We start from the raw sequence: 20,659 nt of genomic DNA, 5'->3' as shown, positions 1-20,659 counted from the left end.
CGCGTTCTTAACGCCCGGCCAGCCTGAAGCGCCACAGCGCCGCTCCGAACAGGACCGCGCCGATTGCGGCCAGGGCCAGCAGCTGCGGCCACACCAGCGCCGGCCCGGCGCCGCGCAGCAGGATGGCCTGGGTCACGGCGATGTAATGGGTGGTCGGCGCCAGCAGCATGGGCAGGCGCACCATGGCCGGGATGCTCTCGCGCGGCGTGGTGGCGCCGGCTCGTCCCGGCCGCGCCGCAGGAAGCCGTCCACCTCGGCCTCGGCGATGCACGCGATGTAGGCGGCGCCGGTGTAGGCCTGGCCGACCCGGGTGGCGTCCACGTTCAGCTGCAGCGCCGGACGCCGCCCGGCCAGTACGCGGCGCTGGAAACCGGCCGGTATCACCAGCACGAAGGTATGGCGGCCGGCGTCCAGCGTGGCGTCCACGGCGGACACCGGCGGCAGCTGCGGCGGCGTGAACTGGGGCGGCCGGTAGGCCAGGCGCAGGCGCTGCGACAGCGGCGACATGTCCTCGTCGACGATGGCCAGGGCGGCGCCGGACAGGGTGTCGGGCTGGCCCACCGCCCCCAGGTAGACGGCGGCCGAGAATGTCCATACGATCAATCCCAGCATGACCGGGTCGCGCCACAGGCTCCACAGCTCCTTGCCGCCCAGCCGCAGGATGCGCACCAGCGCCCCCATGTCAGCGCTCCTGCTTGGGCAGCAGCGCCACGGCGGCCGCCACCACCAGCGGCGCGGCCAGGGCCAGCGCCAGGAAGTCGGCCTCCAGTCCGGCCACGCCGAGCGCCTTGCTGAACACGCCCCGGCTGATGGTGAACATGTGCGAGGCCGGAAAGGCCTCGCCGATGGAGCGCCCCAGGCCCTGCATGGACGCCACCGGATTGATCAGCCCGCCGAACTGTATGGTCGGCACGATGGTGCCTATCATGGTCATGAAGATGGCCGCGATCTGGCTGCGCGTGAAGGCCGAGGCCAGCAGCCCGATGCCGGTCGAGCACACGCTGTACAGCAGCGCCGCACCGGCCAGCGCGAACGGGCTGCCGGTGATGGGCACGCGGAACACCAGCACCGCCATGAGCGCCATCAGCACCAGGTTGAGCATGGCCAGCGCCACGTAGGGCGCCTGTTTGCCCAGCACGAACTCGGCGCGGCGCGCCGGCGTGACATACAGGTTGACGATGGAGCCCATCTCCTTTTCCCGCACCACCGCCAGTGCGGCCAGCATGGCGGGCAGCAGCATCAGCAGGATGGGGATCATGGCCGGCACCATGGCCGGCAGGCTGCGCACTTCGGGGTTGTAGCGGAAACGGGTGTCGATGTCCACGGCCGCCGGCGCAGCGGGTCCGCTTGCCTGGGCCGCCAGCCATTGCTGATGGACGCCCAGCGCGTAGGCCTGCACGGTCTCGGCCCGCATCGGGATGGCGCCATCGACCCAGGCGCCGATGCGCACCGGGGCGCCGCACGCCATGTCGCGCGCCATGCCGGGTGGCAGTTCCAGCGCCAGCGCCAGTTCGCCGGAACGCAGGCGGCGCTCCAGCTCGGCCTCTCCGGCCGGCGCCGGCTGCTCGATGAAGTCGCGCGCGGCGGCCAGGCTGGCCGCGTAGTCGCGGCTGAGCGCAGTGCCGTCGCGGTCCAGCACGGCGAAGCCCAGGCGCTCCACATCCATGTTGATGCCCATGCCTATCACCACCATGAGGATCAGCGAACCGGCAAGGGCCAGTGTCATGCGCACCGCGTCGCGCCGCAGTTCCATCGCCTCGCGCCAGCTCCAGGCGTAGCTGCGCGCCAGCAGGCCGCGGCGCCGGCTGGCCGCAGGCGCCGGCTGCAAGGCCTGCGCGCCGGGCGGATCGCCACCGCCGCCGGCCGCCCGCAGGCAGGCCACGAAGGCCTGCTCCAGGCTGGCGCAATGATGGTCGCGTGCGATCCCGGCCGGGCTTCCGGTGGCCAGCAGCCGCCCCGCGTGCATCAGCGCGACCCGGTCGCAGCGCTCGGCTTCGTGCATGAAATGGGTGAACAGGAAGATGGTCACGCGCTCGCGCCGCGACAGGTCCAGCATCAGCTGCCAGAAGCTGTCGCGCGCCACCGGGTCCACGCCCGAAGTCGGTTCATCCAGGATCAGCAACTCGGGCGCGTGCACCATGGCCACCGCCAGCGACGGGCGCTGGCGCAAGCCCAGCGGCAGCCTCGGCGGCAGCGCGTCGCGCTCCGCCGACAGGCCGAAGCGCTCCAGCATCTGGCCGCAGCGACCGTCCACGGCCCCCGGCGCCACGCCGAACAGGCGCGCGTGCAGCACCAGGTTCTGCCAGACCGTCAGTTCGCCATACAGGGAAAAGCCCTGCGACATGTAGCCGATGCGGCGCCGCGCCGCCGGCCCGCCCTGGCGCGGCGCGGCGCCGAACAAGGTGGCCTGGCCGGCGCTGGCCGGCAGCAGGCCGGTCAGCATCTTCATGGTGGTGGTTTTGCCGCAGCCGTTGGAGCCGATGAAGCCGAAGATCTCGCCGCGCGCGATGCGGAAGCTGACCCGGTCGACCGCCACGAAATCGCCGTAGCGGCACGTCAGGCCGCGCGCCTCGATCGCGGTGCCAGCCTCGGCGCCGGGCCCGGGCGCCGCCTGGGGCAGGCGCGCGGGCCCGCGCCGCGCGGGCGGCAGCAGCGCCACGTAGGCCTGTTCCAGGATGGCGCAGCCGGTCGCGGCCAGCAGTCCGGCCGGCGTCCCGCGCGCGATGATGCGGCCGCCGTCCATGGCGGCCAGCCAGTCGAAGCGCGCCGCCTCGTCCAGGTAGGCGGTGGCCACCAGCACGGCCAGGCGCGGACGGGTGGCGCGAATGGCGGCAATCAGCTCCCAGAACTGGTCGCGCGAAAGCGGATCGACCCCGGTGGTCGGTTCATCGAGGATCAGCAGCTCGGGATCGTGCACGAGCGCGCAGCACAGGCCCAGCTTCTGCTTCATTCCTCCTGACAACTGGCCCGCGGGCCGCTCCAGGAACGCTTGCAGGCCGGTGGCCGCCGCCAGCAGCGCCAGCCGTTCACGGCGCGCGGCCGGCGCCAGGCCGAACAGGCGGGCAAAGAAATCCAGGTTTTCACGCACCGTCAGTAGCGGATACAGGTTGCGGCCCAGGCGCTGCGGCATGTAGGCGATGCGCGGACAGACCCGGCGCCGCTCCGCGCCGCAGCGCAGGTCGCCGCACAGCACGGTGACCGTGCCGGCGCGCACCCGGCGCGCCCCGGCCACGCTGGCCAGCAGGCTGCTCTTGCCAACGCCGTCCGGTCCGATGATGCCGGCCACGGCGCCGGCCTCCAGCGCCAGGTCGACGTGGTCCAGCGCCACCTGTCCGCCGTAGCGCAGGCACAGCCCGGCGACCTGCACGACCGCGTCCATGCGCACGGGGCTCATCCGCACGGCACCGATCAGCGTGCCGGGCTCAGCGCCAGGCGCTGCGCCCAGGGCTGGCCGGGATCGGTGCGCAGCCAGGCCACGCCCGGCACGCCGGTCTTGACCTGGTCGCGGTGGCGCACCAGCAGGGCCGGATCGATATTGGCCTTGACCCGGAACATGAGCTTTTCGCGCTCGCTGGCCGTCTCCACGGTCTTGGGCGTGAACTGCGCCGTGCTGGCCACATAGGTCACCCGGGCCGGCACCACGGCCATGGGTGCGGCGTCCAGCACGATGCGCACCTCGCCGCCCAGCGCCACCAGCCCGGCGGCGCGCTCGGGCACGAAGAAGGTCATGTAGACGTCGTCCAGGTCCAGCAGGTTGAGCAGCTTGCCACCCGCCGCCAGCACCTCCCCCGGCTGGGCCACGCGGTACTGGACCCGTCCGGCGCGCGGCGCCAGCAGCCGGGTTTCCGCCAGCTCGGCATTGAGGCGGGCGGTGGTGGCCTCGGCCACCGACACGGCCGTGCCGGCCCCCACCAGCTGGGCGCGCGCCGCCTGCACCGCCGCCGATGCGGCCTGCAGCTGCGCCTGGGCCGAGCTCAGCGCCGCCCCCACCCCGCGCACACGGGCCCGGTCGTCATCGAGCTCCTGGGCCGGCGCCGCGCCGGACTGCGACAGCGCGTAGGAGCGGGCCCGGCGGCGCTGGGCCGCATCGAGCTCGCTTTCGCGCTGCGCCACCAGGGCGGCGGCGGCGGCGCGGTCGCTCTCACGCATGGCAACCTGGGCCCGCACACCCGCCACCGCGTCGCGCGCCTGCTGCTCACGCGCGGCCGCCTAGGCACGCTCGGCCTGCAGGGTGGTGCTGTCCATCAGCGCCAGGGTCTGGCCGCTGGCCACCAGGTCGCCCTCCCGCACCAGGACGGCAGCCACGCGGCCTGGCAGGCGGGTGGCGATGTCGATCTCCGTGGCCTCGATGCGGCCATTGCCGCTCACCAGGCCGGGAGCGGCGTCGGAGGCGGCCGACAGCATGCTCCAGGCCCAGACCACCAAGGCGGCAACGGCCACGGCGGCAGCCACGGCGCCGGCGCGGCGCAGCAGCCGGCGGGACGGCTGGCGGACCGCCTCGGCCTGCGGCGGCGTGTTTGATGCGGACTGTTCCATGCGGCGTCCGTGGATCGCCGCGCAGCGCGGCACCCACTATAGAAGTCCGGCCCGCCGCGCAACCATGATCGAGAACAAACGATTGCGCTGTCTGCCCATCGCCGGTGGCCGCTACTGGTCCAGCTGCAGCTCCTGCCGGGCCTGCAGATTGTTGGAGGCGAAGCCCGCGCTGATGGTCACCTTGCCCTTGGGGGTGATCCACTTGCGCGCGCCTTCATCCCAGTACGACAGCTGGCGGCGCTCGATCGGGATGGTGACCACGCGCTCCTCTCCCTGGTCCAGCTGGACGCGGGCAAAGCCGACCAGTTTCAGCGCCGAGGTTTCCACCGGCCCCGGCAAGGCGCCGCTGTAGAGTTGCACCACGGTGGAGCCGTTGCGGGCGCCGGTGTTCTTCACCCGCACCGACACCTGCGCCGCCTCGTCGGGCCGCGAGGAAGCCCGTACCGCCAGGCCATCCAGGCCGAAGCTGGAGTAGGACAAACCGTAGCCGAAGGCGAACAGCGGCTGCTGGCCGTGCTTGTTCAGGTAGCGGTAGCCGACGTGGATGCCTTCGTCATAGCGCACCGTGCCGCCGCCGCGATAGGGACGGATGCCCTGGCTCTCGTCGGCCGGGAACGACACCGGCAGCCGGCCGCCCGGATCGGCGTCGCCGAACAGCACGCTGGCGATGCCGCTGCCGGTGGCCGAACCGGGATACCACTGCTGCACCACACCCTTGACGCGCGCCAGCCACGGCATCTTGACGGCGCCGCCCGTGTTCAGCACCACCAACGTGTTGGGATTGGCCGCCGCCACCGCTTCGATCAGCGCATCCTGGTCGGCCGGCAGGGCGTAGCTGTCGCGGTCCATTTCCTCGCCGGTGACCTGGTTGACGAACACCACGGCCACGTCTGACTTGCGCGCCAGCGCCACCGCTTCCGGTATCAGCGACACCGGCTGCCAGCCAATCTGGATGCGGGGACCGGTGAAACGTCCGCGGGTCGCATATTCGACCTCGATGCGCACCTTGCGGCCCTTTTCCAGCCGTACCGTGCCCTGCAGCGGATAAGTATAGGGGCCGGAGCCGGGGAAGCCGTCGGCGGTCGAGCGCAGACCGTCGATCACGGTCTTGCCATCCACCGTGACCTTGACCACGCCGCTCAGCGAGGCCGCCAGGCGCACCAGGCCGTCGGCCGGCGGGGTGTAGTCGGTGCTCCACCTGGCCGACCACTTGTCGGGCAGCGCCTCGAAGGCCTTGCCCTTGATGTCGATCTCCTTGACCACTTCCTCGCGCAGCGCAGGACCCGAGAAGTCCTCGCTGCCGTAATAGCTGGCCTGCCAGCCGGGCTGGCCGTTGGGGGCCTGAATGGCGACCGGCGGCGCGAACGGACCCGCGTCCGATGACAGCGACGGCAGCACCACGTCGCCCAGCGTGCCCTGCGCATGCGCCACGCTCACGCCCGGACCGGCCACCGCCGCGATGGCCTCGATGGGCGTGACGAACTGTCCGGGATCGACATAGCTGGACCACATCACGCCCGTGATGGCTTCCCTGCCGGCAGGGCCGATGACGGCGATCCGGCCCTGGCGCTTGAGCGGCAGCACGCCGCCCTCATTCTTCAGCAGCACCGCCGAGCTCACCGCCACGCGCTGGGCCAGGGTCTGGTGCGCCGGCGTGGTCACCACGGCGGCCGGGGTGGTGGTGACCGGACGGTCGAAGGTGCCAGTCGAGAACAGCGCCCACAACGTGCGGCGCACCGCATCGTCCAGGCGCTCGGGCTTGATGCGGCCATCCTTGAGCGCTTCCGGCTTGCGCAGGAAGGGCTGCAGCGACCAGGAATCGATGCCGGCGTTGAACTGCGCCACGCCATCCTGGCCGCCCATGAAGTCGGTGGCCATGTAGCCCTTGAAGCCGTGCTTCTTGATCAACGCAATCAGCTCGGGATTCTCCAGCATGAACTTGCCGTTCACCCTGGGATAGGACCCCATCAGCGAGCCGATATGTGCGTCCTCCACCAGGTGGTAGAACGGCAGGTTGTAGACTTCGTGCAGCGCGCGCGGCGAGACTTCCACGCCCATGGTCAGGCGTTCGCGTTCGGTGTGGTAGGCCGTATAGTGCTTGGCCATGGCGATCACGCCTTCGCCCTGCATGGCGGCGGCCACGGCCGAGCCCATGCTGGCGTTGAGCAGCGCATCCTCGCCGAAGGATTCGGTCAGGCGCCCGCTCAGGCCATCGCGCGCCACGTCCACGGTGGGACCGAGGATCACGTTCCAGCCCTTGCCGCGGGCTTCCTCGGCAATGGCCTTGCCGTAGGCGCGCGCCAGTTCGGTATCGAAGGTGGCGCCCAGGGCCAGCGGCACCGGGAAGGCCGTCACGCCCTTGTCGCCGCGCAGGCCGCCGGAAGCGTCCACCCGGGTCAGGGCCGGGATGCCCAGCGGCGCCAGCGGCGCGTATTCGGCCGGATCGGTGGCGCTGACCAGCACCACCTTCTGGTCCTGGCTCATGGCCTTGAACAGCTGCTCGGCCCGCACTTCGGGACGCTGGGTGGCGTCGCGCCAGGGCTGGCCTGCGCTGCCGCTATCGGCCAGGGCCGGACCGGCGATACCGAGTACCAGCAGCACCGCGTGGCGCAACAGATTATTCTTGCTCATTGTAGTCTCGCTCCTTTGTTATGGACATCAGCGCAGCGCCGCCAACGGCAGCTTGCGTATATACAGCCAGCCCAGCGCCGTGGTGAAGGCCACGGCGGCGGTCAGGGTGATGAACAGCGTGGATGGCCCGCTCTGCATCAGATACGGCGTGCCCAGCGCCGACACGGCCGCCAGCATGCGCGTGAAAAAGGTGCTGGCGCCCTGCGCGGTCGAGCGCAGCAGCGTGGGGAACAGCTCCTGGCTCCACACCTTCCACATCGATTCGCCGGCGAAGGCGCCGCCTATGCCCTGCAGCATCTGCCAGGCCGCCAGCGAGTACACGTTCACGCCGAACAGCACCGGCATGGCCTGCCCGGCAACGGCCAGCACGCCGCCCAGCAGGAACCAGCGCATGCGCGAGGGCAGGTCCACGGTGCGCATGAAGACCACGGCCGACAGGAAGGATACCGCCAGCTGCGCCGTATTCACCATCCCGGCGGTGGACACCGACACATGCGCCAGCTCCGTGTACAGCAGGGTGCCGAACTGCCCGCCGGTGTTGGCGGCCAGGTTGAACACGCCATAGAACAGGCACAGCGCGATGAAAGCGCCCAGGTAGCGGCGGCCGAACAGCTGGCGCATGCCGCTGCTCTCGAGCGCCTGTCCGGCGCGGTCCACCTCGGCGCGGCGGGCGTTGGCCTTGATCCACTCGCTTGATTCCGGCAGCGTGGCGCGCAGCGCCAGCACCAGCAGCGCCGCCAGCAGGATGTGCGCCCACATGATGCGCCCGCCCAGCTCACCCAGCTCCCCCACCACGATCTGCAGCAGGAAGGTGGTGCCGATCGCGGCCATCCACAGCACGTGCGAAAACGCCACCAGCCTGCCCTTGAAGCCGGGCGGCGATTCCTCGGCGATCATGGTCATGGACACCGGCAGGTCGGCGCCTATGCAGAAACCGACCAGCACCGTGCCGGCATACAGCATGCCGGCGCCGTTGGCGAAGGCCAGCATGGCCGTGCCCAGCGCCAGTCCCACCATGGTGACGGTGAACACCTTGCGGCGGCCGTAGCGGTCGCCCAGGTGGCCGCCCACCAGCGCACCGATGGCGAACAAGGCGGTCAGCACGGCCGACAGCTGGCCGATCTGCGCCAGCGTGAGGCCGAAGCGCTCCTTGTACAACACCAGGGCGCCGCCGCTGGTGATGATGGCGCCGGCGTCGAGATAGGACGCCATGCCGGCCAGGATGGCGACGCGCCAGGCGCTGCGCGGCAATTCCCTCAAGCTGGGCGATTCCATGGCTGCCACGCTCATGCCGCCTCCCCTTCTTGATTGCTCTCGGTCTCCGGCTGCGAACCCAGGCCCAGCGCGCGGAACAGCCAGGCCGGCGTACAGCTCCACGCATGGCAATAGCTGTTGGCGTGGATGTCGCCGTAGGGGGAGGCGGATGGATCGTCCGGGTCCCAGGCTTCCCAGAAGGTATCGGCGCCCGCCTCCAGCATCCCGCCCCAATAGGACCGCACCAGCGCCAGCGCTTCCTCGCGCATGCCGCAGGCCAGCATGGCTTCGGCCAGGTAGTGGTAGGCGTACGGGGTGATGGGCTTTACCGCCTGCGGATCGGCCAGCGCCTGGCGCAGCGCGGCCTGGGCCATAGTCTGCGATTCTGGTACCCCGGCCAGCACCATCCAGGCCTGGGCGATGCAGGATACCTGCTGGTCCGGTCCGCTGGTGTAGACGCCGCGCCCCGCGTCGTACAGCTGCTTGCGGGCCGCCGCGCACATGCCGTCTATCAGCGGACCGTAGTGCGCCACTTCGCCCTGGGCGCCCAGGGCCTCGGCCAGCAGCAGCATGCGGCGCAGCGCGAACACGATCACGCCGTGGGTGGCGGCGCTCTTGTGCAGGCCGAAGGCCCAGTCGATGAAGCACCAGGTCTCGCCGGAATCGTGGAACATCAGGCTGTCGTCCAGGCGCGCCAGCAGGCAATCGATCTGGCGCCGGGCCACGGGCCACAGCTCGCGGCCACAGGCCTTGTCGCCGGTGGCGGCCACGTATTCCTGCAGGGTGACGCAGTACAGCGCGGCGTAGTCCAGGGTGGTGGTGTCGGCATAGATGGGATGCGGACGTTCGTAGACGCAGCCGTTCACCAGTCCATCCGAGCGCGGCAAGCCGGCGAACAGGTAGAGGCAGCGCTTGACCACGCCGTTGGCCTGGAAGGTATGGTAGTTGACCAGGGCCTGCAGCCGCAGGTCGCCCACCCACAGGCGGCGGTCGCGCCGGGGGCCGTCCTCGAAGCAGGTTTGCATGCAGTCGCGCAGGGTATGCTGCGATACCAGGTCGACCCGCCGTATCCATTCCGGCCAGGTAGCCGGCAGTTCGGCAGGCGCGCTGGCCGCCGAGGTGACCGCATGCGCCGTGAACTGCCCGAAGCGCACGCCGAAGCGGCGCGAGGCCGCCAGCACCTCCACCTTGACGTAGCGGAAAGCGTGGCGACGCGGCAGCCGCACGCTGGCGGGCAAATCGTCGATGGTGATGACTTCATCGGGCAGCCAGGCCGCGCTGACCCAGCCACGGTACGGATACAAGGGCTCGGCCACGTCCGCGGGCACCTCGCCGAAGGTCAGGCGCAGCCGGATCGGGCTGTCGGCGGCGCTGCCGGTAGGCGCCACGTGGAAGGACAGGTAACCCGTCAGGTGTTCGCCGAAGTCGGCGTAGAACGTATCGCCCTCCTGCCAGCCGCGCTGCGCCAGGCTGGCGCCATCCGCCACCGGCCGCATCGCATGGCGCAGCGGCAGGTCCGGCCGGGACTCCGGCTGCACCAGCGCCGCCACCGGCAACACGCGCTCATGCAGTGTGGGGACCAATGCCTGCGCCGTGTTCAGGAAGGCCGCGACGGGTTCACCGGGCGGCAGGTTGATACGTTTGGCCTCTTCCGCCGCATTGGCTCGGGCGATTTCTTCTGGACTTGGTTTCATGCTAGCTTTATTCATGCTTCAGTGAGGCGTGAGCCCTGCGCACGGCCGGCGGAGGGCCCAGCCGGATTTACCAGCGCTTGGTCAGGCTGGCCGAGATCACACGGCCCAGCGGATTGGCCACCAGGGGGTCGAAGCCGACGATGGAGCCGGTGGTGTAGTACACCGGCGGATTGCGGTCGAAGATATTCGACACGTCCAACGCCAGCGTGGTGTTGTTCAGCGCTCCCTCCTTGAAGTTCCAGGCGAAATGGCCATCGACCGTGTTGAAGCTGGCCACCTGCTGCACCGGGGTCACGCCGGTATTGCGGTAGCCGCCCACGTGATTGGCAAACAGGCCCCCGCTGAAGTTCCCGCTGCTGACGGTGGCCTGCAGCCGCACCTTGTCGCGCACCGAATAGTTGGTGCCCAGCAGTTCGATGGGCTCGGCGATGCCCGGCACGGACTGGTCGAACTTCAGCATGTGGGTGCCGGAAATGCCGAAGTTCCAGTTGCCGCTGGCGTGGCGCAGGCGGTACTCCAGGTTGTAGTCGATGCCGCGGATTTTCTCGTCGGCGAAGTTCTGGCGGCGCAGGTCATAGATCACGGTGGGCAGTCCCAGGTCGGGATAGACCAGGCCATCGTGGCGCAGGCCGGCCAGCAGCGGCTCCACCACCGACTTCCATTGCGCGTCCGTGCTGCCGGCCGGGCGCACGATGCGGTAGGCGTTGTAGGCGGACAGCGGATTGGTCACCGGGCCGAAGGTCGGGAAGGTGATCACGTCCTTGTAGTCGATCTGGAAGTAGGTCAGGCCCAGCCTGGCGCCGCCCAGCAGTTCCGGTCCCAGGTCCAGGCCGACGTTGTAGGTGTTGGCCTTTTCCGGTTTCAGCTTGTTGCCGCCCGCGAGCAGCACGGTGTAGTCGGACGGTCCGGCGTTCGCGCAGCCGACGTAGGCGCCGGGGATGCAATCGAAGTGGATGGCGCGGGTGTCGATGGCCGTGGGCGCGTCGGCCAGGCTGGGCGCATGGAAGGAGCGGCCCGCCGACAGGCGCACCTTGGCGCCATCGGCCACGGTCCAGGTGGCGCCGGCCTTGGGATTGGTGGTGCTGCCGACGTCGCTGTAGTTGTCGTAGCGGGCCGCCACCGAAACGTCCAGGCGCTTGATGCCGGGGCGTGCGTTGGCTTCGCCCACCAGCGGGAAGTACAGTTCCCCGAACACCGACTTGTCGTCGCGGCTGCCGCTGGAGGTGTAGGGCGAGACGGCCGCGCCCGCTGCGCCGGCCGAGGTCAGGCCATCCATCTCCTCGCGCCGCACACCCACGCCAACCGCCGCCCGGGCCTGGCCGCCGGCCATGCCGAACAGCGGGCCGTCGAGCTTGACCACCCCGTCCTTCAAGGTGTGCTGGGCGTAGTAGCGCGTCACGTAGTTGCCGATCTGCGCCAGCAGCGCGGCATTGGTGGCGGCGCCCACGCCGGTCGGGTTGAAGCTGCCGTCGGCGGCGGCCTTGATGGCCAGCGCCTGGTTGATGCCGTGGTTGTTGACGTCATCCTTCTCGCGGCCGTAGTTGAATTCGATCTTGGCGTTCCAGTCGTTGGGCAGCTGGATATTGGCGCCGGTGACGAAGCTGCGGGTATCGGTGCTGATGCGGTTGGTGAAGGCATTGCCGAAGTCGGCCGACGGATTGTAGGTCACGGATTCGGTGACGCCGGCCGCCGCGCCGGACAGCGGCAGGTAGTACGGACTGGTGGCGGGCAGGTTGACGGACAGGCCGCCACTGGTGACGCCGCCGCCGGACACGCGCGAATCAAGCTTGCGCCCCGACCACATGACGCTGGCGTACAACTCGGCCGCCTCGCCCAGGTTCTGGCGTACGCCGACATAAGCCTGGTCGCGGTGCTGGGCCGGATACAAATCGTTGCCGCGATTGGTCTCGCACAGCGTGGCGGCGCCTGGCGCCAGGCGGCCGCCGCCGGTGATGGGATAATTCACGCCGCCGGCCGTCACCGTGCCGGGAGTGCAGTTGGTGGAGCGGGTGTCCGGGCCGCCCCAGGCGCGCTGGTCGTTCACCGCGTAGGAGCGGGCAAAGCCGTCCAGGCCCGTGTTTTCCGAGCGCTCGATGGCCGCCAGCAGGTGCCCGCCTTCCCACTTCTGGCCGAACAGCTGGCTGAAGTTTTTGGTCTGGTAGCCATCGGCGGAACCGAAGCGCAGCTTGGTCTCGGCGCCGGTAAAGCTCTTGCGGGTGACGAAGTTGATCACGCCGGCCACCGCGTCCGAGCCATAGATGGCCGAGCCGCCGTCGGCCATCACTTCCACCCGTTCCAGGATGGAGGTGGGGATGGCGCCCGCGTCGGGGGCGGTCTGGTTGATGCCGGCGCCGGGCAGGCGGTGGCCGTCCACCAGCACCAGGGTCAGGCCGGCGCCGCCATTGCCGACGCCGATGCCATGGATGGCCGGCTGGTCGACGAAGTTGGCCTGGTTCTGGCCATTGTTGTTGCCGGACGCGCTGAAGTTGTTCATCTCCGGCACGGAACGCAGCAGCTCGGTCGAGGTCGTGGCGCCGGTGGCGGCGATGTCCTCGCGGCGTATGGTGGTGACGTCGGTGCCGGTGGCGGCGATGCCGCGTATGCTGGTGCCGGTCACGGTCACCACGTTGTCGGGCTTGACCGGGTCGGCCTGCTGGGCGGCGGCGTGCTGCCAGCAGCCGGCCAGGCCGCAGATGGCCAGCGCGATACGGGTCTTCGGGTAAATAAGTTGATGCATTGCTGTCTCCCTTCTAATAATTGATTTGGTTTGGCGTTACTGTGGTTGCCCGGGGCGCCGCGGGCATGGACGGCGGCTCGGGTTCGACCAGCGTCACCTTGACCCCGGCCCGCTCCAGCATCTGCACGCCGGCGTCGGGCGCGCCGGTGTCGGTGATGACGCGGGCGATCTTGTCGAGCGAGCACAAAAACAGGCTGCCCTTGTTGGCAAACTTGGAGGAATCGGCCAGCACCACCAGTTCCTGCGCCTGGTGGATCAAACGGCCGCTGGCCTGTATCAGCAGCGGATCGGCCTCCATTACTCCGAACGAGGACAGCGAGTGCGCGCCCAGGAACAGCCGGTTGGCGTAGCAGAACTGCACCGTCTCGGTCTCGAAGGGGCTGAGGACGATGCCCTGGTTGCGGTAGATGGTGCCGCCGGACAGGATCACATCATTGTCGCTGGTGGCCAGCAGCCGGCGCGCCACTTCGAAGGAGTTGGTCAGCACCCGCATTTGGCGCGCGGCCATGAATTCGGCCATGCGGAAGGTGGTGGTGCCGCCGCCGATCACGATGGTGTCGCCGTCTCCACAGAGCGACACCGCGTGGCGGGCGATGGCGCGCTTGCGGCCCGCGTTGCTGTCCATGCTGCCGTCGAAGCTGACGCGGTTGAGCGGTGCATGGCTGGCGCCCTCCATCCTGCGCGCCCCGCCGTGCACCCGCTTGACCTGCTGCGTGAGGTCGAGCAGCCGCACGTCGCGCCGCACCGTGGCCGGCGACACGCCCAGCCACCCGGACAATTGCGGAATGGTGGCCGCGCCATGCTCGGCCAGCAGCCGCAGCAGACGCTTATGCCTGTCGTGGTAGTCCATTGCTGTCTCCGTGTGTTTTTGTTTTGCCGCCCGAAGCTTAACGAGCTGTAAGGAAATATACATAATTCTTAAAAACAGGTAAACTTATTAATGAAAAATGACTATGAACTTGATCATTTCCGTCCATGGTGGTGGTTGGATTCATTTATTGTTAAACTCTGACGCATGCACATCCTCCTCGCCGAAGACGACACCATCCTGGCCGACGCCCTGCGCGCCCACCTGACCGGCGCCGGCTACACGGTCGAACACGCGCCCAACGGGCCGGTGGCCGAGTACCTGCTGCAGCGCCACCAGTTCGACCTGGGCATCCTGGACCTGGGCCTGCCCATGGTGGACGGGCTGACGGTGCTGCGTAATGTGCGCGCCGCCAACCAGCAGATGCCGGTGATCGTGCTGACCGCGCAGGATGCGCTGGAAAGCCGGGTGGCCGGCCTGGACGCCGGCGCCGACGACTACATGACCAAGCCTTTCGACTTCCCCGAACTGGACGCCCGCGTGCGCGCCCTGCTGCGGCGCGCCACCGCCCGCAGCGGCACGGCGGAACTGGGCTGCGGCAAATTGAGCTTCGATCCGCGCACCCGGCGCGCGGCCATCGGCGGCGAGCAGATAGAACTGAGTCCGCGCGAGTGGGCCTTGCTGGAACTGCTGCTGATCAACCGCGACAACGTGGTGACCAAGGAACAGATCATCCAGGGCTGGTCGCACGAGGGCACGGCCAGCGGCAACGCCATCGAGGTGTATATCCACCGCCTGCGGCGGCGGCTGGAAGGCTCGGGCCTCGATATCCGCACCGTGCGCGGCCTGGGCTACCTGCTGGAAGCGGACAGCAAGAGCGCGCGCTGAGCCATGGTTTCCCTGCACCGCAAACTGCTGCTATGGCTGCTGCTGCCGCAGCTGGTGCTGTGGGTGGCGGGCGGCGTGGCGACCTTCCGGCTGGCGGCCGGCTATGCCAACAACGCCATCGATGCGACCCTGGTGCAAGCCTCGCGCGCGCTGCTGCGCCAGGTCAAGCCCATCGAGCAGGGGCTGCTGATCGACTTCCCGCGCGCGGCGCAGGAAGTGCTGGAGGCCGATCCCAACGACCGCCTGATGTACACGGTCAGCACCCCGCCCGGGCACTTCATCCTCGGTAATAACAACCTGCCGCCGCCGCCCGGCAAGGGCGAACCCAAGCTCGATACGCCTTATTTCTACGACGCCGAGGTCACGCCCGACCTGAACGTGGACGGGGTGCGCAAGCAGATGCGCATCGCCGCCCTGTACGTGGCCTACGGCGACATCAGCGCGCCGCAGCAGACCATGCTGGTGCAGGTGGCGCGCAGCAGCGCCAACCGCGAGGAGCTGGCGCGGGCCATCCTGGCCGATACGCTGCTGCCGCTGTCGGTGCTGGTGCTGCTGATGAGCGTGATCGTGTGGTTCGGCATCCGCGCCGGGCTGGCGCCCCTGGCCCGTTTGCGGCGCGAGGTGGAGAGCCGCGCGCCAGGCGACCTGACGCCGGTCAAGCTGGACCTGGCGCCCATCGAGCTGCGCTCATTGGCGGCGGCGCTGAACGAGCTGCTGGCCTCGGTGCGCCATCACGTCGGCGCCCAGCAGCGCTTCATCGCGGACGCGGCGCACCAGCTGCGCACCCCGCTGGCGGGGCTGAAAAGCCAGACCAGGCTGGCCCTGGAAAGCGCCAGCGACGAGGCGCAGCGCGCCCGCCTGGACCTGGTGCACCAGAGCGCCAGCCGCAGCGCGCACCTGGTGGCGCAGCTATTGACGCTGGCCCGGGCCGAACCCGGCGCGGCCGCCGCGCTGGAGCGCACCCGGTTCGACCTGGTGCGCTTTGCGCAGGAAGTGGCGGCGCACCTGGTGCCGCGTGCGCTGCGGGCCGGCGTCGACCTGGGCGTGGAGGATATCCAGGAGCGCGCAGGCGTCACGGTGTACGCCAACGCGGCGCTGCTGCGCGAGGCGGTCACCAACCTGATCGACAACGCGGTCCGCTATGCCGGGCGCGGTGCGGTGGTCACGCTGCGGATGCGGCAGGATGGCCCGTGGGCCGAGCTGGCGGTGGAGGACAACGGCCCCGGCATCCCGGCCGCCGACCGCGAACGGGTCTTCGAGCGTTTCGTGCGCGCCACGGCCGATGGCGAAGGCTGCGGCCTGGGCCTGGCCATCGTGCGCGAGATCATCGAGCGGCACCAGGGCGCCGTCACGCTGGGCGACGCCGAGCCGCACGGCCTGCGCGTGACCATCCGCCTGCCCGGCGCCCCGTCTGCCCGGCCGGATGCCGCCGCATGAAGCACCACCCCACCCTGCTGGTGCTGGCGCAAGCACTACTGCGCGCAACGCTGCGGCCTGCGCTGCGGCGGCCGCTGCGGGCTTGGCTGCCACCGCCTCGACTGCCGCGCCAGCACAGGCCAGCGCCAAGCGGCTTGCTGGCGCTGCTGCCGCTGCTATCTGCGCTGCCAGCCTTCGCCCTGGCGGGCGAGGTGGAAGTCCTGCATTTCTGGGCCAGTGGCGGCGAGGCCCAGGCCGTGGCCCAGCTCAAGAACACCCTGCGCGCCCAAGGCCATACGTGGAAGGACTTCGCCATTGCCGACGGCGGCGGCGGGCTGGCGATGGTCATGCTCGATTCGCGCGTGCGCTCCGGCAATCCGCCCACGGCGGCGCAAATCAAGGGCGTGGCGATACAGGAATGGGCGCGCACCGGCAAGCTGGCCGGCATCGACGACGTGGCGACCGCCGACCGCTGGAACGCCCTGCTGCCCTCCAGCGTCAGCGACACCATGAAATACCAGGGCCATTACGTGGCCGCGCCGCTCAACATCCACCGCGTCAACTGGCTGTGGATCAATGCCGACGTGCTGCGCAAGTCCGGCGCCAAGGCGCCGTCGACCTGGGATGAATTCTTTGCGGCGGCCGAGGCCATGCGCAAGATAGGCGTGACGCCGGTGGCCTACGGCGGCCAGTCCTGGCTGGACCTGGGCACCTTCGAAAGCGTGGCGATCGGGGTCGGCGGCGTCGACTTCTACAAGCGCGCCTTCCTGGACCTGGACCGCGCCGCGCTGTCCAGCCCCGAGATGGAAAAGACGCTGGCCACCTTCAAGCGCATCAAGAGCTACACCAACAAGAATTACGGCGGCAGCGACTGGGTGGCGGCCACCGACCTGCTGAACCGGGGCGCGGCCGGGATGCTGATCATGGGCGACTGGGCCAAGGCCGAGATGCTGGCGGCCGGCAAGCGGCCCGGGATCGACATCCTGTGCACCGCCACGCCCGGCTCGCGCGAGGCGTTCAGCTTCGACATCGATTCCTTCATCATGTTCGGCGTCAGCGACGGCAAGAAGCCGGCCCAGCGCGACCTGGTGCGGGCGGTGATGAGCAAGCCGTTCCAGGAAACCTTCAACCTGGCCAAGGGGTCGATCCCGGCGCGGCTGGACGTGCCGCTGGAGCGCTTCGACAGCTGCGCCCGGCGCGCGCGCCAGGACTACCAGGCCAGCGCCAGGCGCGGCACCCTGCTCCCCAGCCTGGCGCACGGCATGGCCCAGCCGGCCCACACCGTCGCCCCCATGTGGGAGGTGATACGCCAGTTCTGGAACCAGGACGGCATGAGCGCCAAGGCGGCCATGGCCAGGCTGGCGGCTGCCGCCGGCCGGTAAGGCAAATCACAACGAAAATTAAAGAATGCTTTAATATGGACTGTCCATATTAAAGACTTCTTTAAAATGTACCGCTCCGCTGGCACCAGCGTCACCATGACCACTGTAGGCGTAACCGTCCGTGCTTTCATCCCGCATGGTCTGCCGCCGCGTGCGCCGTCGCTGGCGATGGAGTCTTATACAACGGCCAATCGCCAGGCAGAACTGGTAAGCTGCTGCTGGACGGTGTGCGCGGCGCCGGCAAGCAGCCCGGTGAACTACGCCGTTCGCAGAACTGGATAGGCGGAAAACGTCCGGGGGATGCCGTGTTCGCGCCTCCGCCGCCGCAGAACGTCACAACTCTGCTGAGCGATCTGGAACGCTACATCCATAGCGAAGATGCAGCGCTGCCGCCGCTGGTGCGCATCGCCTTGGTCCACGCACAATTCGAAACCATACACCCCTTCCTCGACGGGAATGGCAGGATAGGCCGGCTGTTGATTTCAGCCCTTCTGGAACACTGGCGGCTCATGAAGGCGCCGCTGCTGTACATCAGCGCCTACCTGAAACAGCATCAACAGGAGTACTACCGCCTGCTGTCCGGTATACGCACGGATGGCGACTGGGAAGCCTGGATAGCATTTTTCCTTGAGGGCGTGACCGATACCGCCGTCCAGGCAGAACACACCATCATAGACCTGGCGACGCTAATTACCAGCGACCGCCGCCGATTGCTGGAGGCGCCGAGGGCGGGCGCAGCAGCCTACCGCCTGTTCGAATCGCTGCCGACCATGCCGCGCTTGACGGTCGAACAGGTGAAACAGCGGCTGGCAACCAGCTACCCAACCGCTAATGCCGCCGTCAAGGCGCTGGCGGACCTGGGCATCATTCAGGAAATGACCGGCCTGCGCAAGAACCGCAGCTTCGGCTACAGGGCTTATATCGATATCCTGTCGCGCTAGGCTCAGCGCTGGCGCACCGGCGAGACAAAGGCCAGCGCTTCTTCAAAGGTGTGCAGCACCAGGTCGGTCTGCTGGGCCACGGCGGCCGGGGTGGCGCGCATTTCCTCCTGTGGACGCATGGTCACCACCGGGATATCGTGCAGCTGCCCGCGCAGGTCGGAGACGGCGCCGCACCAGTCTTCCACCGAGCAGTCTATCGGCGCGATCACGAACACCGTCGACAGCAGATGCTCGGCTTCCGGCTGCGCTTCCTGCTGCTGCTTGGTGAGCACGATGCTGCGTGCGTCAAGGCCAGCCTCGCGCAGGGCCAGCACCAGCAGCTCGTTGAGGAATTCGTCGCGGATGTTTTCCATCGACGCGCACAGGATGACGGAATGTTCGGGCACATCCAGCGATCCCTGCCAGCGCCCCAGCCTTTCCTCGCGGGCGTGGCGCAGGTGGGCGCCTATGCCTTCGTTGAGTATCGACACGCTGCGGCGCCGCGAGCGCGGCGGCTTGCCGCCGGCCGCCAGGGTATCGGCCACCATGACGATGGTGGAACGCAGCCGCTCCTCCTGCTCTTTTTCGATGGTGCCGCCGCGCAGGTCATTCCCCGCCAGGATCATCCCGGGCAGCAGGATCTGGTCGCAGTAGCGCGCCATGCTGGACTTGCGCAGGAACACGCGCGCGTCTTCCAGGATGGCGGCCGCGTCGCCGCTCAGCGCGCGGTGGTAGAAGCGCTGCGCGCCGCTGGCGTTGGGCGTCTCGGCGAACAGGATGCTGACCGGCTCCAGCCCCTTCACATAGCGGCCCGCGATCACCAGGCACAGCGTCAGCGGCGTGGCCAGCAGCAGCCCCACCGGACCCCATAGGGCGCTCCAGAACAGCGCCGAGATGATGATGGCCAGCGGCGACATGCCGGAACTCTGGCCATACACGCGCGGCTCGACCACGTTCGCCACCAGCACCTCCAGCGCGCCGAACAGCAGCAGCGCCACGATGGCCAGGGTCCAGCCGGGATCGACGGCGGCCGCGAACAGGGCGATGCCGCCGCCCGCGATCAGCGCGCCAATATACGGGACGAAGCGCAGCAGCGCGCACATGGCGCCCCACAGCGCCGCATGCGGTATGCCCAGCAGCCATAACACCAGGCAGATCACGGTGCCGAACACCAGGTTGACCACGAATTGCGAAAAGAAGAAGCGCGACACCCCATGCGCCGCATCCTCCAGGCCTTTCATGGTGCGGCTGACGTCACGCTGGCCCGTCAAGCGTATCACGCGGTCGCGCAGGCTTTCGTAATCGAGCAGGATAAAGATCAGCAGCACCAGCACCAGGCCGGCCTCGCCCAGCGGGCCGGACACGACGCTGATGGCGCGCGTGACGGAATCCTGGGTGCTCATGCGCTCGTGGATCTCGACCGGTATCGGCTGCGCGGGATTGGGCTTGAGCCCGGCGATGGTGGCGACGTCGCGGTCCTCGAACGGCACCGGCCCCGGCGTCAGCAGCTCGGTCGGCAAGCGCGCCAGCGGCTGTTCGGCCAGCACCTCGAGCTGCTTCATCTTGGCCCGGATCTGGTCGCGGTATTGCGGTAGTTCGGCGGTGAGCGACAGCAGCTGGCCCGCCAGCACCGTGCCGGCGCCGGCCAGTACCGCCACCACGATGCCCAGCGCGGCAAATGTGGACTTGGCCCTGGACAGGCCGCAGGAAGCCAGCGCCGTGATCAGCGGCGCGATGGCCAGGCTGAGCACGAAAGCCAGGGTGATGGGTTGCAGTACTTCGCGGCCGAAATGCAGCAGCGCGATCAAACAGGTGGCGGTGACGATGGCGTTCGCCGGACGTTTCAGGATGGAGGATTCGGGCATGGACAACCTTGGCTTGGACGCTGCTGGACAGCCGCTATCATAAACCACCTTCGCGCCCTGTTCCGTGCGCATGCCTGGGACCGCCGTGGAAGCCGGAGGCGGCGCCATGGGCCGGGCGGCCGCCGGGCCCGCGCCAGGGCTGGACGGCGCCGCCGATCGGGGCTATGCTGCCGCCATCATCCACGCACCCGGGACCACCATGATCATCGAATTACGCGTCTACCATTGCCTGCCGGGCCGGCTGCCGGCCCTGAACGACCGCTTCCAGAACGTCACCCTCAAGCTGTGGGACAAGCACGGCATCGAGCAGGTGGGCTTCTTCACCACCGTGGCCGGTCCCAGCAACCAGACCCTGACCTATCTGCTCAAGTGGGACAGCCTGGCCGAGCGCGAGGCCAGGTGGAACGCCTTCGCCAGCGATCCGGAATGGCTGCAGAAGCGCGCTGAATCGGAGGCTGTCTCGCCCATCGTCGAACGCATCGAGAATTCCTTCCTGAGCCCGACCGCCTACTCGGCGCTGAAGTAAGC

Annotated in this window: 12 protein-coding genes and 2 pseudogenes; 5 read left to right on the top strand and 9 right to left on the bottom strand. The window is 69.0% G+C overall.

The features are described from left to right. Window positions 1-7: 7 nt before the first annotated feature. The 8 genes and pseudogenes from ACLB1G_RS06930 to ACLB1G_RS06895 form a co-directional block, all read right to left on the bottom strand. Window positions 8-681: pseudogene (locus ACLB1G_RS06930) on the bottom strand (ABC transporter permease). Window position 682: 1 nt separating this feature from the next. After that, window positions 683-3,394 (bottom strand): ribosome-associated ATPase/putative transporter RbbA, encoded by a 2,712-nt coding sequence (rbbA, locus tag ACLB1G_RS06925; protein ID WP_491626460.1) that lies wholly within the window; start codon window positions 3,392-3,394, stop codon window positions 683-685. 14 nt (window positions 3,395-3,408) lie between these two features. Continuing rightward, window positions 3,409-4,404: pseudogene (locus tag ACLB1G_RS06920) on the bottom strand (HlyD family secretion protein). A gap of 243 nt (window positions 4,405-4,647) precedes the next feature. After that, on the bottom strand, window positions 4,648-7,167 hold the full coding sequence (locus ACLB1G_RS06915) for a glycoside hydrolase family 3 protein (RefSeq protein ID WP_491626459.1): 2,520 nt from the start codon (window positions 7,165-7,167) through the stop codon (window positions 4,648-4,650). A gap of 27 nt (window positions 7,168-7,194) precedes the next feature. Beyond that, window positions 7,195-8,457 carry an MFS transporter gene (locus ACLB1G_RS06910; RefSeq protein ID WP_491626458.1) on the bottom strand — a complete coding sequence of 421 codons (1,263 nt, stop codon included), beginning with the start codon at window positions 8,455-8,457 and terminating at the stop codon, window positions 7,195-7,197. Next, entirely contained in the window at window positions 8,454-10,115 is a 1,662-nt protein-coding gene (locus tag ACLB1G_RS06905; protein WP_491626457.1) for an alpha-L-rhamnosidase-related protein, read from the bottom strand. The genes ACLB1G_RS06910 and ACLB1G_RS06905 overlap by 4 nt, the downstream gene beginning before the upstream one ends. Before the next feature lie 67 nt (window positions 10,116-10,182). Beyond that, complete coding sequence (locus ACLB1G_RS06900) at window positions 10,183-12,852, bottom strand: TonB-dependent receptor plug domain-containing protein (RefSeq protein WP_491626456.1); 2,670 nt, start codon at window positions 12,850-12,852, stop codon at window positions 10,183-10,185. A 13-nt stretch (window positions 12,853-12,865) separates the two neighbouring features. Further along, window positions 12,866-13,702 carry a DeoR/GlpR family DNA-binding transcription regulator gene (locus tag ACLB1G_RS06895; protein ID WP_491626455.1) on the bottom strand — a complete coding sequence of 279 codons (837 nt, stop codon included), beginning with the start codon at window positions 13,700-13,702 and terminating at the stop codon, window positions 12,866-12,868. Between the two features lie 165 nt (window positions 13,703-13,867). Between ACLB1G_RS06895 and ACLB1G_RS06890 the strand changes: the two genes are divergently transcribed. The 4 genes from ACLB1G_RS06890 (at window position 13,868) to ACLB1G_RS06875 (ending at window position 18,287) form a co-directional block, all read left to right on the top strand. Next, the gene (locus ACLB1G_RS06890; RefSeq protein ID WP_491626454.1) at window positions 13,868-14,548 is read left to right on the top strand and encodes a response regulator transcription factor; all 681 of its coding nucleotides are present in this window, start codon (window positions 13,868-13,870) and stop codon (window positions 14,546-14,548) included. Window positions 14,549-14,551: 3 nt separating this feature from the next. Beyond that, on the top strand, window positions 14,552-15,985 hold the full coding sequence (locus tag ACLB1G_RS06885) for a sensor histidine kinase (protein WP_491626453.1): 1,434 nt from the start codon (window positions 14,552-14,554) through the stop codon (window positions 15,983-15,985). Next, window positions 15,982-17,346, top strand: coding sequence for an ABC transporter substrate-binding protein (locus tag ACLB1G_RS06880; RefSeq protein WP_491626452.1), 1,365 nt, complete (start codon window positions 15,982-15,984; stop codon window positions 17,344-17,346). The genes ACLB1G_RS06885 and ACLB1G_RS06880 overlap by 4 nt, the downstream gene beginning before the upstream one ends. A 227-nt stretch (window positions 17,347-17,573) precedes the next feature. Beyond that, complete coding sequence (locus ACLB1G_RS06875; protein ID WP_491626451.1) at window positions 17,574-18,287, top strand: Fic family protein; 714 nt, start codon at window positions 17,574-17,576, stop codon at window positions 18,285-18,287. 2 nt (window positions 18,288-18,289) lie between these two features. Here ACLB1G_RS06875 and ACLB1G_RS06870 read toward each other — a convergent pair whose 3' ends face one another. Further along, window positions 18,290-20,131, bottom strand: coding sequence for an AI-2E family transporter (locus tag ACLB1G_RS06870; RefSeq protein WP_491626450.1), 1,842 nt, complete (start codon window positions 20,129-20,131; stop codon window positions 18,290-18,292). 199 nt (window positions 20,132-20,330) lie between these two features. On the opposite strand from ACLB1G_RS06870, the gene ACLB1G_RS06865 reads away from it, so the two are divergent. Continuing rightward, on the top strand, window positions 20,331-20,657 hold the full coding sequence (locus tag ACLB1G_RS06865; protein ID WP_491626633.1) for an NIPSNAP family protein: 327 nt from the start codon (window positions 20,331-20,333) through the stop codon (window positions 20,655-20,657). Window positions 20,658-20,659: the final 2 nt, after the last annotated feature.

The sequence above is a fragment of the Duganella kummerowiae genome (genome assembly GCF_053572355.1).
The sequence above is the reverse complement of the archived record's forward strand: the minus strand, read 5'-3'. Positions and strand labels throughout refer to the sequence as shown.

Coding starts and splice junctions, on each gene's coding strand:
- ACLB1G_RS06890 (WP_491626454.1), top strand. CDS start 13,868: ATGCACATCCTCCTCGCCGAAGACGACACCATCCTGGCCGACGCCCTG.
- ACLB1G_RS06900 (WP_491626456.1), bottom strand. CDS start 12,852: ATGCATCAACTTATTTACCCGAAGACCCGTATCGCGCTGGCCATCTGC.
- ACLB1G_RS06915 (WP_491626459.1), bottom strand. CDS start 7,167: ATGAGCAAGAATAATCTGTTGCGCCACGCGGTGCTGCTGGTACTCGGT.
- ACLB1G_RS06910 (WP_491626458.1), bottom strand. CDS start 8,457: ATGAGCGTGGCAGCCATGGAATCGCCCAGCTTGAGGGAATTGCCGCGC.
- ACLB1G_RS06885 (WP_491626453.1), top strand. CDS start 14,552: ATGGTTTCCCTGCACCGCAAACTGCTGCTATGGCTGCTGCTGCCGCAG.
- ACLB1G_RS06905 (WP_491626457.1), bottom strand. CDS start 10,115: ATGAAACCAAGTCCAGAAGAAATCGCCCGAGCCAATGCGGCGGAAGAG.
- ACLB1G_RS06865 (WP_491626633.1), top strand. CDS start 20,331: ATGATCATCGAATTACGCGTCTACCATTGCCTGCCGGGCCGGCTGCCG.
- ACLB1G_RS06870 (WP_491626450.1), bottom strand. CDS start 20,131: ATGCCCGAATCCTCCATCCTGAAACGTCCGGCGAACGCCATCGTCACC.
- ACLB1G_RS06895 (WP_491626455.1), bottom strand. CDS start 13,702: ATGGACTACCACGACAGGCATAAGCGTCTGCTGCGGCTGCTGGCCGAG.
- ACLB1G_RS06880 (WP_491626452.1), top strand. CDS start 15,982: ATGAAGCACCACCCCACCCTGCTGGTGCTGGCGCAAGCACTACTGCGC.
- rbbA (WP_491626460.1), bottom strand. CDS start 3,394: ATGAGCCCCGTGCGCATGGACGCGGTCGTGCAGGTCGCCGGGCTGTGC.